Origin of the sequence: Porphyromonas gulae (genome assembly GCF_000765945.1) — a bacterium.
Classification (GTDB): domain Bacteria; phylum Bacteroidota; class Bacteroidia; order Bacteroidales; family Porphyromonadaceae; genus Porphyromonas; species Porphyromonas gulae.
In genome coordinates, this window is record NZ_JRAT01000022.1 from 26242 (window position 1) to 41047 (window position 14806).

Below are 14806 nucleotides of genomic sequence, written 5' to 3' on the forward strand. Positions count from 1 at the left end.
CGCCTCCTGCATCCTACTTTGCAAGGAAATAAAGTGGGGTATAGGTCAGCGTAACTTGTCCGTCCGGGGTGGAGAACCCTTCCCGATACGCTTCTTCGAATCGTGCCAATCGGCTCCGTGTCCATACCTCTTCGTGTCGGGGAGTCGCTGTAACGCCGGTACGCTTCAGGTGCATGAGTACATCGCGAGGCGAATCGAACGTCAGTACGATCTGCTCCTCATGCTTATAGACGGCGGAAAAAGCAGCCTCCAGCCATTTCATCAGTACCTCTGTCGAAGGATAGAGCAGTCCTCGGTTCGTGAGCGTTCTTATCTCGGGAAGATTGTCGGGAGAGAAAGTGTTGAAGAGAAAGATGCCATCGGGACGCAACAAGCCTGCCACCGTCCGAATGAATGACTCCGGATCCTTGAACCACTGGAAGGCCGATGCCGAGGTGATCAGATCGTAAGTATCCGTGTGGGGCATCGTCTCGGCTTCGCCTGCATGGAAGGAAGCAGGGCTTACGCGTATATACTCCTCGCAGACGGGGCATAAATCATTGAGCGTCCACTGCTTTACCGTAACGGCTTGAGCCAGTTGGCGCGTATAGACACCGCTGCCGCAGCCGTATTCCAGCACATGTTCGAAGTGGCGACGCCCTGTAGCCGTCAGAAGATCGGTCAGCCGCTCCCCTATACGATGCTGCGCCACGGCATACTTCTCGTAGTAGGGCAAAGCCGAAGTAAACCGTTTGATGACCAGTTCGCTGTCTACCTCTCTCAACTCCAAAGCTGCTCCCATTCGGTGAAACGGTTAAACAAATAGTGATCGCCTTCCGCTACGGTCTCTATGTCCCGACAGCCTCGCATCTGCCAAAAAGCCTGCTGATTCTTAGCCGGTATGATCCGATCCTTTGCCCCTATCAGAGCTTTATCCCAGCTAAGCGGAGCGGTAGGGTGAGGATCAACGCTTTTCAGTCTCTTCTCCTCTTCTTCGCAGACGCGTCCCAACTCAGCTTTAATTTCGTCGGTCTCCCTCGCCGCCAGTGCCTCGAACAGGTGTTTCAGCGATTTGCCTCCGCACATTCGCTTGTTGAATCGCAGGCGGTTTTCTTCCGTCAGGCCATCCAGCGTACCACGGAAAATATCCAAGGGTATTCCCATCGCATCGTCCATCGGATAGCCGGTGCCGCATATCGCTACGGCCGAAACCACGGCAGGCAGCTTCCCCTCTCGCGCAAGCCTTTCGGTCGCCCATACGCCCATAGACCATGCCGACAAGCGAATCTCGCGGTAGGGCGACCAATCGACGTCCAGCGTATCCGTTCGATAGTCCCACACGTGCAGCAAGTCGTATTCGGGAGGAATGGCCAGGTGCGAAACGGCTTCGCGGGTCATAGCCCAGCCGTTGAAAAAAAGGATGAGTTTATCGGAATCCGGAGACTGCCGGAATAATTCTTTTTGCATACGCCGGCAAAGATAGTGAACTTCGTTGCTCTCTATCGTTCTCCCTGCGTGGCTTCTCTTTTTCCGCCTTTTAACCCTGCCGTCTCTCGAATGGGAGCAAAAGGATAAATATCGAAAAGTGGCAAAATGAAATTCTCAAGCCGAAAACGCTCCGATTGCGGTGCGTGTTTTCCCGAAAAGCGGCGCGAGATTTTTTTCGCTGTGGCGCGAGAATTTTTTCGCTCCCGCGCCAAAACCGAAAAGTTCACGCGCCACGTTTTTCTGTACTGCGAATGATCTTTTTTTCGCGCCTAAATGTCAAAGACTGTCATCCAAGAGGTACAGATCGAATTCGGATCGCTCCTTCGGTGCCGACAGTCTTTCTTCTTCGAGAAGAAAAAGGAGCCTGTGGGAGTCGCTCACCATGGGTTTTCTTGCTATTTTTGTTCGTATTCGGATTTCATCCTAAGAGGACGACCAACTTATGATTGCACTCTTAATAATCGTATACATGCTGATGACGGCTGCCGTCAGTGCCGTCATTATCAGCGAGAATCGCAATCCGCTGAAGGCTACTTCGTGGATTCTGGTCGTCTCTTTTGTGCCCGTCTTGGGGCTTATTGTCTACATCTTTTTCGGACAGGATCAGCGCAGACGGCGTATTGTCAGCAGGCGTATATACAGGCGCATCATGCTGAAGCCTCACTATCTGTCCATCCCCGAAGCACAGCTGGAAGCCATGAACAATATCCAGCTGAATCCCATCATGAAGCTGATCAACAACAATTCGGACAGCCCCGTCATGCTCAGCTCGCCACCGGATATATTCACGGCCGGGAAGGACATGTTCGACTGCTTCTTTCGCGACATAGAGGCTGCCCGCCACCATGTGCATATTCAGTTCTACGTCATAGAGGATGACCATCTGGGCAGTCGCCTGGCCGATCTGCTTGTGCGCAAGGTGCAAGAGGGGGTGAAGGTGAGGGTCATATTCGATCATGTGGGTTCGTGGGCTACCGGCCGTGGCTACTGGAAACGACTGCGCCGAGCCGGCGTGGAGGCCTATCCTTTCATGCCGGTCTTCTTCCCTATACTGTCCAGTCGCGTAAACTACCGAAACCACCGAAAGGTGGCCGTTATAGATGGTAAAACAGGCTATTTGGGCGGTATGAATGTGGCCGATCGCTATTACTCGGGCAACAGGCTCGGTCTGTGGCGCGATACGCACTTCCGCATGACGGGCAATGTCGTAGCCGGTTTGCAGAGCAGTTTCCTGCTGGACTGGTATGTCGTATCGCGACGGGTCATCAATCTCTCCGGCTACTATCCCGATCTGCCGATACCCGTATCCGACGAGGGTGTGAAGATACAGCTCGTACGCTCCGGCCCCGTGGGGCAATGGCGTACCATCGAGCAGGCCACTATCTACTGTATCGAACGTGCCTGCGAACATGTCTATATCGAGACTCCTTACTTCCTTCCGACCGAAGGGCTGAACAATGCTCTCATTACGGCAGCTTTGGCCGGCATCGAAGTGCACCTGCTGGTGCCCAAACGAAGCGATGCCCGTCTGCCGCAAGTGGCTGCCTTCTCCTATGTGGAGGATCTCTTGCAGGCCGGAGTACATGTACACCTCTATACCAACGGCTTCCTCCATTCCAAGCTGATGATGGTGGATAGTCAGGTGGCTTCGATCGGCTCTACGAATATGGACTTCCGCAGTTTGGAAAATAACTTCGAATTCAATGGTATCATCTATGACGAGCCTACTGTTCGCCGCTTGGAAGCCATCTTCTTCGAGGACTTGTTGCAGAGCGAACCGCTCGATCTCAAACGCTGGCGAAAGAGAAGCCGGATAAAAAAATTCAGTGAATCCTTTGTTCGCCTTTTTTCTCCTCTGCTCTGACCGATATGCTCTATCCGATATTAGTATTGATCCATCGTCCACTATTCATTATCCTATCCTGTATCCCTCATGACAATACCCGACAATACTCTTTTCTCCGCTGATGAGCGGGGTCGCTTCCTCTCCTCATACGCGAGTTTGATTCGTACGCTGGCTCCCGATCGGCAGCTCGTGAAGAAAGTACGCAGTCTGCTGAGCCGCTTTACGGAGCTGGGATGTTTCGATCGTGACAAAAACGGTATGCACGGACTTATGCGCAACATGGAAGTGGCGCGCATAGCCTCCTGCGAGATCGGGCTGGGGATAGAGGCCATCGGGGCACTCCTCTTTTATCGTCCGGCGATGAAGGGGCTGATGAGATCCGAGGAGATAGCCGAGTTCATGGGCGAAGATGTGGCTCGCCTGATCGACCTCCTGCTGAAAACATCGGAGATCTACATGCGCAATACGGCTATCAATACGGCCAACTTCGAGCACTTCCTCCTCTCCATCGCCGAAGATATTCGCGTGGTACTGCTCATCATCGCTGACCGCGCCTATCTGCTGCGTCAGGCCAAAGACATGGTCTGTGCCGAGGAGCGTACGGCCTTGGCTGCCGAGGTGTCTTATCTCTATGCTCCGCTGGCACACAGGCTCGGACTTTACGCCATCAAGAGCGAAATGGAAGACCTCTGTCTGAAATACACAGACCGGCAGACATTCGACTTCATCAAGAGAAAGCTCGGGGAGACGAAGCGTAGCCGCGATGCCTATATCGAAGCTTTCATCGCTCCGCTGCGCCTGCGGCTGGACGAAGCTCTGCCCAATATCCCGTACGAGATGAAGGGGCGTACCAAGAGCATCAACAGCATTCGCAACAAGCTCCGTCAGCAGGGTATCGAGTTCGAATCCATATACGATCTTTTTGCCATACGAATCATATTGGACGTACCCGTGAAAGACGAGAAAGCTGCCTGCTGGCATGTCTATTCCATCATCACGGACATGTATCAGCCCAATCCGCAGCGAATGAGGGACTGGATCTCCATCCCCAAGAGCAACGGCTATGAGTCGCTCCACGTTACGGTGATGGGACCGCAGAATCGGTGGGTGGAGGTGCAGATTCGCTCCCGTCGCATGGACGAGGTGGCCGAAAGGGGATTGGCCGCCCACTGGAAGTATAAGGGGATCAAGAGCGAGAGCGGATTGGATGAGTTCCTCACTTCCGTACGCGAGACGCTCGAGGCACGAGATCACTCCTCGGACGATTCGGCGGAGACGGTGAAAAACTTCAAGATGAACCTCTTCACCGATGAGATCTATGCTTTCACCCCTACGGGAGAACTGATCAAGCTGCCTCAGGGAGCCAGTGTGCTGGACTTTGCTTTTGCCATCCATTCGTGCATCGGCTGTCAGGCCGTCGGAGCCAATGTCAATGGAAAGAATGTGCCGCTCAAGCATAAGCTCGAAAATGGCGACTCCGTTTCGATCATTACCTCTGCTCAGCAGACCCCGAAGAAGGATTGGCTCTCCTATGTGGTCAGCTCCAAAGCACGCAATAAGATCAAGCAGCAGCTTCGCTTGCAAATGGAAAGCAGTATCGGCGTGGTCAAAGAGCTGCTGAACCGCCGTCTGAAGAACCGCAAATTGCCGTTCGAAGAAGCCGTATTCACGCGCGTGGTACGACGCAAGGGGTTCAAGCATCTGACAGATTTCTATATGGAGATAGCCGCCGACAGGCTCGATGTACAGGAGGTGCTGGAGCTATACTCTCATGAATTGGAGGAAGAGCAGCGACGCGATGCCGGTTCGGGTGCAGCTCGTCGCAGTGCCGATACTTTTGTGGCGTATCCCTCTCGAGAGGAGGAGACCGTCAAAGGGGGAAAAAGCGATGTATTGGTTATCGACAACAATATGACGGGGGTGGAATACAGCTTCGGCAAATGCTGCAATCCTATTTACGGGGATTCCGTATTCGGATTCGTGAGCAATAGCGGCATCAAGATACACCGCACGGACTGTCCGAATGCGCCGGATATGTTCAGCCGATACGGTTATCGCATCATTGAAGCTCGCTGGAGCGGTAAGGGATCGACCGGATACGAGGCCACGCTTCATGTCGTAGGGCAGGACAATCTGGCCATCGTGACGAACATAACTTCGGTCATCAACAAAGAAGCGGGCGTATCGCTCCGAGCCTATTCGATCAATTCGAAGGACAATCTCTTCGAAGGGGTATTCACAGTCGAAGTGCCCGATACCTCGACCCTATCCATCCTCCTTCGCAAGATCCGTGCTACACATGGGGTCAAGTCGGCCGAACGACATTGATACCTCGGCATATGGTTTCGGGTAGAATAGCGTATATTTACCTAAGAATTATCGCTGACACTAAAATAAAAGGCGATGACTCAGAGTTAGTTAATAGGGCATTGCGACCTGCTTCTCTGAAGACAAATAAGGAAACAGACTGATCAATGAAAAAAAAGATATTACCGGCTCTCGTGCTTGGCGTAGCCATGACCTTCATGGCACAAGCACAAAATAAAACGACAGAGACTGCCGAAGCGTTTTTCCTCGAAGGGAGAGCGATGTTTATCCGCCAAAATTATGTCGGAGCCTTGGACCAATTCCGTCTCTATCGCCTGCACGGAGGTCAGGAGCACGCTTTGGAGGTGGATTATTATAGTATCATCGCGGACTATCTGTTGGGAGCAGATCACGATTACGTCCTCGGCGCGGTAGGCAATTTCATGGGTAATTTCCCCGAATCGATAGACAAATCCCGTGTGCGGCTCCTCGCGGGGGAGCTGATGATCCGGCATGAACAGTATTTGCGTGCCGATGTCATTTTCTCTGACATCGACGATCGTACGCTCAACGATGAAGACTTGGCTGCATACCTGCTCTATTATGCATGCGTGCGTATGCAGTTGAGTGGAAGCAATGCTTTGGCTGAGCAGTTGCTGCTGAAAGCTTCCGAGAACAGAGGTGAGCTGGGCGGGCGTGCTCGTCTCCTCCTGGCTGCTATCCAAATAGAGGACCGTAGGCTGGACGAAGCCGAACAGACCCTTTCGCGACTGAAGAATCGCTCACAGTTTGCGGATGACGCCGATGCTTACATGGCGGAAATCCAACTGCTCCGAGGCGACTACCGCGAAGCGGCCGATATAGCCCAGCGGCTGATGTCGCGCAACTCCTCCATGAGACAGCGGCCCCAGCTCTTGCGCGTGGCGGGCAATGCTTACTACCGCATGGGGGATTCGAGCAAAGCCATCGACTATCTTTCCGCCTACAGCGAAAGGGTGGGGGATCGTATCGCACCTGCCGATGCTTATGCTCTTGGTGTCACTTACTATAAGCAAGGTCTGATGAAAGAAGCACTTCGGCCGCTTGCTGCTGCTACCTCTGACACCGGTTCTCTCGGTGCAGAGTCAGCTCTCTATCTCGGACAGGCACGGCTGGCCGAGGGGATGACGAGCGAGGCCCTTATGGCTTTCGAGAAGGCTGCGACTCAGGAGGTCAATCGGCCTGTACGGGAGGTCGGGATGTACAATATGGCTATGCTCATGCGTAGTACGGGACAGTCGAGCTTCGGTCAGTCCGTCCGCATCGCGGAGAATTTCCTCAATGAGTTTCCCCGATCTTCCCACCGCGAGCAGATGGCCGCTATTCTTGTCGAATCATACTTTACAGGCAAGGATTACAACTCTTCCCTCCGGTCGATTCAGAAGATCGCACAGCCGACGGCTTCCATTCTGGCTGCCAAACAGTTTGTGCTGAATCGTATGGCAGAGCAAAAGGAAGCAGCGGGCTATGACAGCGAGGCTCTTTCTTTTGTGTCGAGCAGTATATCCATGGGGGACAAAGGAGAGTATTTCCCTGAAGCATATTTCCTCCGAGGCAATCTGCGATATAGAGCCGGTGACTTCCCGGCTGCAGCTGCGGATTACAGAGCCTATATCTCGGCCGCCGGTGATCGTGATGCGGCAAATCTTCCTTTAGGATATTATCGCCTTGGCTATTCTCTCTTCAATGCCGAGCGTTACGATACGGCTTTGGAGGCCTTCAAAGAGTATGTATCCCGATCCGGTATTGCTCCGAATCTATCGGCTGATGCCTATGCCCGTATCGGAGACTGCAGGTATATGAAGCGCGACTTCCATGGCGCACGCGAAGCCTATTCCATGGCTTACCGTGTCTACCCTTCCGGAGGCGATTATGCTCTTTTGCGTCGTGCACGGTTGGAGGGACTGGCCAAGCAGTATGCCGATCAGATCCAAACGTTGGACAAGCTCATTCAGCAATTCCCCGATAGCCGCCATCTGACAGCTGCTCTCTATGAAAAGGGGCGTGGTGCGGTGCTTAGCGGTAAGCATAACGTGGCAGAAGAAGCCTTCAATGCTGTCGTCAAGAGAAGCTCCGACAGCCGTGAAGCCAGACAGTCGTCCCTGCAGTTGGGCCTGCTCTATTATAATACGGGCCGAACGAAAGAGGCTATTCGCACATACCAACGGATCATTGACCGCTACCCTCGTAGCGAAGAGGCGACTGTGGCTCTCTCGGATCTCCGTTCTATCTATTTGGAAGAGGATCGGATAGATGAGTATTCTGCCTATGTGCGTCGTTTGGAAGGTAAGGTGTCCATTGCTCCATCTGAGACGGAACAACTCAGTTTCCTTTCGGCCGAGCGCAAGTATCGCCGTCGCCAGTCCGATGCTCGCCGAGATTTGGAGGCTTATCTGGAGCGTTATCCACAGGGAAGCGATCGTCACAAAGCAGAATTGTATTTGGCCGATCTCGATTATCAGGCCGGTAATGCCGATGCGGCTTACAATCGCTATTCACGGTTGGTGAGCAGCCCCGGTTTGCCAGAAGACTACAAGATCGATGCGCGTCTGCGTCTCGGTCGTATGCAGTACGAGCGCAAAGAATACAAGGCTGCGCTGAAGTCATTCCAGTCCGTACTCGATACGGATGGTGCCGAAGCTGTCCGCGATCAGGCGGTAGAGGGAATAGCTGAGTCTGCCTATGCCGATAAGGATTACCGGAGGGTGATCGACGTCATTGCCGGATTGAAGAATCAGTCTGCTCTGCCTCATGCTCTTCGCCTCTATCGTGCCAGAAGTTATCAGGCACTGAAGATGAATCGGGAAGCGATTGCCGACTACGAAATCCTTGCCGAGGACTTTTCGACCGCCGCTGGTGCCGAAGCTGTTGTGATGCAGGCACAGCTGGAAATGGAAGCCAAGCGTTTGTCCAAGGCGAAGTCTATCCTCGAAAAATTTATTGCCAAGAGTACTCCACAGCAGTATTGGTTGGCGCGAGGTTTCATCCTCTTGTCCGATATTTATAAGGAGGAAGGAGATACGTTTACTGCAAGGCAGTATTTGGAAAGCTTGGAGAAGAACTATCCCAATCATGAGGATGACATTCACGAACAGATAGCCCTGCGGCTTGAATAATCTTCTGTACGATTCGTCACTCTGAGTTGGAACTAATGAACAGCATCATGAAATATCAATTATATACGGCCGTCATAATGGCTCTCTCTGTATCATCCGTTTGCGGTCAAACCCCACGAAATACAGAAACCAAACGCCCCGACACGTTGCGCAGGGAGCTTACTATCGTTAATGACCAGACAGTGGAGATGGAGCATGCGGATCCGCTTCCTGCTACATACAAGGCCATCGAACCTCGATTAAAACCTTTCCGTCCGGAATATAACAAGCGTACATTCGGATTTGTCCCCGAAGCCTCCTCTTCAGGCATGAACAATCTTCCGAATATCCTGCCGGCGGAAGGTCATATGAAGCACAGGGGGTATCTGAATATCGGCATCGGTCATACGCTAAACCAGCGAGTGGATGCCGGCTACCGTCTGGTAGATGCGGAGCAGGAGAGACTGAATCTTTTCCTCTCCTATCGTGGCATGAAATCGGCTTTCAATACCGGTGACTTCGACGGCGACAGAAAGGATAGACGAATGATGGCAGGAGTGCACTACGAGCAGCGCAGGCCTTCCTTTGTGCTTGCTACCGGCTTGTGCTATACGAACCATTATTTCAATCACTACGGACGGGGGGCTACCACCAATGTGGGCAGCATCCCTCAATTATCGACACCTGTTACTCCTCAGATGGACAACGGGACCCACAACGTCCGTGCATATTTGGGAGCAAAAAACGATGTGATCGATGCCAGGATCGACTATCGTTTCTTCCGTTCTATTCCCTATTTGGGAACCGATCCGATGAAGGCTCTTACGGAACACACGCCTGAACTGAACGTGACGATGCGCAAGGAGTTGTCCGATGACATTAAGCTCGGTGTGGAAGTTTGCACGGGAGGATTGTTTTTTGCCAAAAACAGCGAAATGATTCAAACAGGTGTTCTGTCCGAAACCGACCGAAACCTGTATTATGTGGAGGGCGCGCCTACAATCGGATTTGTCGGAGACTCGGACAATATGCAATGGAACATACAGGCCGGTGTAGGGGTTTCTTCCCATTTCGGAGCCAAAGGAAGGTTGTTTTTCTGGCCAAAACTGGATGCTTCGCTTAGTATCTTCCCCTCATGGCGTCTGTATGCGAAAGCCTTCGGCGGCGCGATTCGAAATGGACTCGCCGATGTTATGCAAGAGGAAATGCCCTACCTGATGCCCAATACGATTGTACTCCCTTCTCGCAATGCTTTGACTGCCCAATTAGGGGTGAAGGGGAATATAGCCGATGTGGTACGTATGGAGGTTTATGGCGACTTCTCCAAGCTGACAGGTGTGCCTTTCTATACTCCGACTCTACCCTTATATAATCCATCCGACTTGTATCAGTATAATGTGAGTTTCTTGCCGTTATATGCCGACGGCAGTCGCTGGCGCGCAGGTGGTAAGCTGGAATACTCTTATCGCGATATGCTCCGCTTTCTGGTAGACGCATCCTATGGCAAGTGGAATTTGGATGGAGGACTTGTCGCCTCCATGCAGCCCGATCTTATATTGAAGGCAGAAGTAGGTGTTCATCCCATTGCCCCATTGGATGTCAGACTCCGGTATACACAGCTGAACGGACGGTATCGGTATTCTTTCGGCTCGGCTGGCTCGGAAGCCTTGGGTATCGGTAATGTACATCTTCTCAGTGCGGATGTTTCATACAAGCTGAAAAAGAACTTGAGCCTCTATCTCAAAATCGATAATATGCTGGCGGAAACGACAGAGCTTATCGGTTATTATCCGATGCAGCCGTTCCATTGTTTCGCCGGTTTTAGCTGGACTTTCTAATTCTCTTTTATAAATTTTACTGCAATGAAGTATAAAATCATAGTCATAGATGTATTCAACACCCTGCTCAATAACAAGTATGAGCTGACGGAAGAGAACCGCAATGCACTCCTCTATATCCAGAAAGAGCTGGGGATCCGTGTCGTACTCACTTCCGGTCGTACTGTGGCGGCACTGAAGCCACTCGCAGAGGAGTTGAATCTTAGGGAATATAGCGGCTATCTCATCCCTTATCACGGAGGACAGATCGTAAACTGTCGCTCGGGCAAAGTCATCGCTTCGCACCGGATGGCTACCTCTTTTGTCGATGTGTTGGACGCTCGTGCCCGGGCCGAAGGTGTTACCTTGTTGGCTTTCGGCAGGGATTCCATATTCTCCACCGATCCCCATGATCCCCTTGCAGTGAAAGAATCGGATATTTGTGGCCAGCCGCTTGTATCCAAACATCCTCGTTCTTCGGAGGTGATCAAGTGTTCTTTTGTCGGTGAGGCAGAGAAAATCGCAGAGCTGGAGGTCGTGATGCGGCGTGACTATGGGGACAAATTGAATGTATTCCGCTCTTCTGAAACGCTGCTTGAGTGCCTTCCGTCCGAGGTGCAGAAGATAAAAGCCATATCCGACCTCTTGGACAAGCTGGATTTGTCACGAGAGGAACTTGTTTCGGTCGGAGACAGCTACTGCGATGTGGAGATGATCCAACTGGCCGGCTTGGGTGTGGCAGTGGCTAATGCTCGGGAGGCTGTCAAAGCCTGTGCCGACTATATTACGACGAGCAACGAGGAGAACGGTGTCGCTCACTTGGTGGACAAGTATATCCGACACGAATATGAAGCTGTTCCGTTCTCGGTGGAAGACGTCAATAGCATTGTCCCGGGTACGCTCATGGAGAGCCTTGGCATTCGCTGTACCAAGATAGCGCGTGGCTACGTCGAGGCAACGATGCCGGTGGACATCCGCACTCGTCAGCCTATGGGTATTTTGCATGGAGGGGCCAGCTTGGCTTTTGCTGAGACCCTGGCCGGATTCGGTTCCGTGGCACTCTGCAATCCGGGAGAGATACAAGTGGGATTGCAGGTGAGTGGCAACCATGTATCCTCGGCTCTTGAAGGCGATGTGCTTCGGGGTGAAGCCTCCATTATGCATCAGGGACGCAGCACACATGTATGGAGTATCAATATCTATTCGACCAAGAGTGGCAAGCTGATTTGTACCTGTCGTGTATTGAACTCCATTCTCAAGCAGCGGTAAGACGTTTTTTCTCTCTCTCTTTCGTCCGGTTCGATGTGTCGTCTCTTTGTCGGTATTGCAGTCGCGATGGCATTGAATACGATGCTCTGTGCGCAGACTTTCTCCGAAGAAGATTTCCGCATACGAGGCTACGTTGATATTCACCGTCTCGACACTACGATTCGTCTCGCTCTCATTTATTCCACGACGGACAACTTTGTGGGCGAAGATATGTACGGCGACTTCGATAAAGCCTATTTCGAAAAGGGCTTTGCCGAACGCATCCGTCAAGCGCAGCGACTGCTACGCAAAGAATATCCGGACTATTCTCTACTCATCTACGACGCATCCCGTCCCATCAGCATACAGAGGCGTATGTACACCCTCGTGAAGGGAACTTCCAAGGCTGTCTATGTAGCCAACGGAAACAGAGGAGGGAAGCATAACTACGGAGTCGCTGTAGATCTTACCATCGTGGATCGTGATGGAAAACCGTTGGATATGGGCACTCCTGTCGATCACTTTGGCCGAGCGGCACATGTGGGTCAGGAAGAACGCTTGGCCGCAGACGGCCTGATCAGCCGAGAGGCTGTCCGGAACCGCCGGTTGCTACGTCGCATAATGAAGTCGGTCGGGCTGGTACCCTATCGCAGGGAGTGGTGGCATTACGAACTGCCGGAGAGCATGAGCCACACCCGCTCACATTATCGCTTGCTCGACTTTTAATCCTTGTTCTTGTTTGCCGAGAGGTCTGCAATGCGGACATCTTGCAAATACGAACCAAAAATTCTCTGATTGCGGCTCGTGTTTCCTGAAAAAGTGGCGTGAGATTTTTTTCGTTTTGGCGTGTAAATTCTTTAATTGCCGTGCCAAAACGAAAAAATTCTCGCGCCATGTTTTTGTGGGGAACAAATGCGAAAATTCCGGCGCGCAAACCGACCGGATATGAAATGATGTATCCGTTGTACTTGAGACCGGAGAGTGCAGGATTCTTCTCTCCAAAATGTACTTCGTAAGTGTAAATTAGCTTACTTTGTTAAGTATAAACAAAGTAGTACAGTCGGAAAAATAAAGTATCACAATACTCACTCTAAGTTAAAATTATGGCAAAAGAAAAAGAAAAGCTCTTTTCCGAATTCCCTCCGGTTTCGAGAGAAGCCTGGATTGATAAGATAACGGCCGATCTCAAGGGGGTTCCCTTTGAGAAGAAGCTTGTCTGGCGGACGAACGAGGGCTTTAATGTCAATCCGTTTTATCGCAGAGAGGACATCGAGGATCTGAAGACAACGACTTCTCTTCCTGACGAATACCCTTATGTGCGATCCACCCGAATGCACAACGAATGGCTCGTACGCCAAGACATCGTTGTCGGGGATAATGTGGCAGAAGCCAATGAGAAAGCCCTTGACCTGCTCAACAAGGGTGTGGACTCGTTGGGTTTCTACCTGAAAAAGGTTCATATCAATGTAGATACATTGGCTGCTTTGCTGAAAGACATAGAGCTGACAGCCGTGGAATTGAATTTCAACTGTTGTATCACACGTGCCGCAGACCTGCTGTCAGCATTCTCTGCATATGTCAAAAAGGTTGGTGCCGATCCGAATAAATGTCGCGGCTCGGTCAGCTACGACCCGTTCAAAAAGCAGCTTGTCCGTGGCGTATCCAATCCCGATTGGGTGAAGATGACGCTCCCCGTCATGGATGCTGCACGCGAACTGCCTGCTTTCCGGGTGCTCAATGTAAATGCCGTGAATCTGTCCGATGCCGGCGCATTCATTACGCAAGAGCTGGGATATGCTTTGGCTTGGGGTGCAGAGCTGTTGGACAAGCTCACCGATGCCGGCTACAAGCCGGAGGAAATCGCCTCACGCATCAAATTCAACTTCGGTATAGGATCCAACTACTTCATGGAGATAGCCAAGTTCCGTGCCGCTCGCTGGCTGTGGGCTCAGATCGTCGGCTCGTATGGCGATCAGTACAAGAACGAAACGGCCAAGATCCACCAGCATGCTACGACATCCATGTGGAACAAGACCGTCTTCGATGCGCACGTAAACCTCCTGCGTACGCAGACCGAAGCCATGTCCGCAGCGATAGCCGGAGTGGACTCCATTACCGTATTGCCTTTCGATGTCACCTATCAGCAGAGCGACGACTTCTCGGAGCGTATCGCTCGCAACCAGCAGCTTTTGCTCAAAGAGGAGTGCCACTTCGACAAGGTTATCGATCCTTCGGCCGGATCTTATTATATCGAGACGCTGACCAATTCCATCGGAGAGGAAGCGTGGAAGCTGTTCCTCTCCGTAGAGGATGCAGGCGGTTTCACTCAGGCTGCTGAGACGGCAAGCGTTCAGAAGGCCGTCAATGCAAGCAATATCAAACGCCACCAGTCGGTGGCGACTCGCCGCGAGATCTTCCTCGGGACCAACCAGTTCCCCAATTTCACGGAAGTTGCCGGCGACAAGATTACTCTTGCTCAGGGAGAGCATGACTGCAACTGTGTCAAATCCATCGAACCCCTGAACTTCAGTCGAGGAGCATCCGAATTCGAAACTCTCCGTCTCGCAACGGAAAAGAGCGGCAAAACGCCTGTCGTCTTCATGCTCACTATCGGCAATCTGGCCATGCGTCTGGCACGCTCACAGTTCTCAAGCAACTTCTTCGGCTGTGCCGGCTACAAATTGATCGACAATTTGGGCTTTAAGTCCGTGGAAGAAGGTGTGGATGCAGCATTGGCAGCGAAAGCCGATATTGTGGTGCTCTGCTCCAGTGACGATGAATATGCCGAGTATGCTCCGGCTGCATTCGACTATCTCGCCGGCCGTGCCGAGTTCGTAGTGGCCGGTGCACCGGCCTGTATGGCGGATCTTGAGGCCAAAGGCATCCGGAACTATGTGCATGTGAAGTCCAATGTCCTCGAAACGCTTCGTGCCTTCAACGACAAATTCGGTATTCGGTAGTATCCATCCCTAAAGCAAAGAATCAAA

Annotated in this window: 13 protein-coding genes; 9 read left to right on the forward strand and 4 right to left on the reverse strand. The window is 52.0% G+C overall.

Annotated elements, in window-relative coordinates; genetic code table 11:
• Positions 1 to 13: 13 nt before the first annotated feature.
• From bioC to HQ49_RS12760, 3 genes are read right to left on the reverse strand one after another with little or no spacing between them, the layout of a single operon-like run.
• The gene (gene bioC, locus HQ49_RS08175) at positions 14 to 781 is read right to left on the reverse strand and encodes a malonyl-ACP O-methyltransferase BioC (protein WP_039419444.1); all 768 of its coding nucleotides are present in this window, start codon (positions 779 to 781) and stop codon (positions 14 to 16) included.
• Positions 760 to 1446: a DUF452 family protein gene (locus HQ49_RS08180; RefSeq protein WP_039419445.1), complete on the reverse strand. Its 687-nt coding sequence runs from the start codon at positions 1444 to 1446 to the stop codon at positions 760 to 762. Before HQ49_RS08180 ends, bioC begins: the two co-directional genes overlap by 22 nt.
• 32 nt (positions 1447 to 1478) lie before the next feature.
• The gene (locus HQ49_RS12760) at positions 1479 to 1679 is read right to left on the reverse strand and encodes a DUF1661 domain-containing protein (protein WP_039419447.1); all 201 of its coding nucleotides are present in this window, start codon (positions 1677 to 1679) and stop codon (positions 1479 to 1481) included.
• On the opposite strand from HQ49_RS12760, the gene HQ49_RS12245 reads away from it, so the two are divergent.
• The 7 genes from HQ49_RS12245 to HQ49_RS08215 all read left to right on the forward strand — a co-directional run bounded on the left by HQ49_RS12245 (position 1648) and on the right by HQ49_RS08215 (position 12545).
• Positions 1648 to 1722, forward strand: coding sequence for a DUF1661 domain-containing protein (locus HQ49_RS12245; RefSeq protein ID WP_230587314.1), 75 nt, complete (start codon positions 1648 to 1650; stop codon positions 1720 to 1722). The genes HQ49_RS12760 and HQ49_RS12245 overlap by 32 nt on opposite strands.
• Before the next feature lie 187 nt (positions 1723 to 1909).
• A complete protein-coding gene (gene cls / locus HQ49_RS08190) occupies positions 1910 to 3331 on the forward strand; it encodes a cardiolipin synthase (RefSeq protein ID WP_039419448.1) in 1422 nt (473 codons plus the stop codon).
• Positions 3332 to 3400: 69 nt separating this feature from the next.
• Positions 3401 to 5641 (forward strand): RelA/SpoT family protein, encoded by a 2241-nt coding sequence (locus tag HQ49_RS08195; RefSeq protein ID WP_039419450.1) that lies wholly within the window; start codon positions 3401 to 3403, stop codon positions 5639 to 5641.
• A 146-nt stretch (positions 5642 to 5787) separates the two neighbouring features.
• Complete coding sequence (locus HQ49_RS08200; RefSeq protein WP_039419451.1) at positions 5788 to 8775, forward strand: tetratricopeptide repeat protein; 2988 nt, start codon at positions 5788 to 5790, stop codon at positions 8773 to 8775.
• 47 nt (positions 8776 to 8822) lie between these two features.
• Positions 8823 to 10592 (forward strand): TonB-dependent receptor, encoded by a 1770-nt coding sequence (locus tag HQ49_RS08205; protein WP_235290099.1) that lies wholly within the window; start codon positions 8823 to 8825, stop codon positions 10590 to 10592.
• Positions 10593 to 10616: 24 nt separating this feature from the next.
• Positions 10617 to 11840 carry an HAD-IIB family hydrolase gene (locus HQ49_RS08210; RefSeq protein WP_039419454.1) on the forward strand — a complete coding sequence of 408 codons (1224 nt, stop codon included), beginning with the start codon at positions 10617 to 10619 and terminating at the stop codon, positions 11838 to 11840.
• Between the two features lie 33 nt (positions 11841 to 11873).
• Positions 11874 to 12545 (forward strand): M15 family metallopeptidase, encoded by a 672-nt coding sequence (locus tag HQ49_RS08215; RefSeq protein WP_039419455.1) that lies wholly within the window; start codon positions 11874 to 11876, stop codon positions 12543 to 12545.
• Here the strand turns inward: HQ49_RS08215 and HQ49_RS12765 are convergent.
• Positions 12519 to 12692 carry a DUF1661 domain-containing protein gene (locus HQ49_RS12765; protein ID WP_230587984.1) on the reverse strand — a complete coding sequence of 58 codons (174 nt, stop codon included), beginning with the start codon at positions 12690 to 12692 and terminating at the stop codon, positions 12519 to 12521. The two genes, HQ49_RS08215 and HQ49_RS12765, sit on opposite strands and share 27 nt — an antisense overlap.
• On the opposite strand from HQ49_RS12765, the gene HQ49_RS12255 reads away from it, so the two are divergent.
• Entirely contained in the window at positions 12661 to 12768 is a 108-nt protein-coding gene (locus tag HQ49_RS12255) for a DUF1661 domain-containing protein (RefSeq protein ID WP_230587983.1), read from the forward strand. The two genes, HQ49_RS12765 and HQ49_RS12255, sit on opposite strands and share 32 nt — an antisense overlap.
• A gap of 154 nt (positions 12769 to 12922) precedes the next feature.
• Positions 12923 to 14779, forward strand: a complete 1857-nt coding sequence (mutA, locus tag HQ49_RS08220; RefSeq protein WP_039419456.1) for a methylmalonyl-CoA mutase small subunit — start codon at positions 12923 to 12925, stop codon at positions 14777 to 14779.
• Positions 14780 to 14806: the final 27 nt, after the last annotated feature.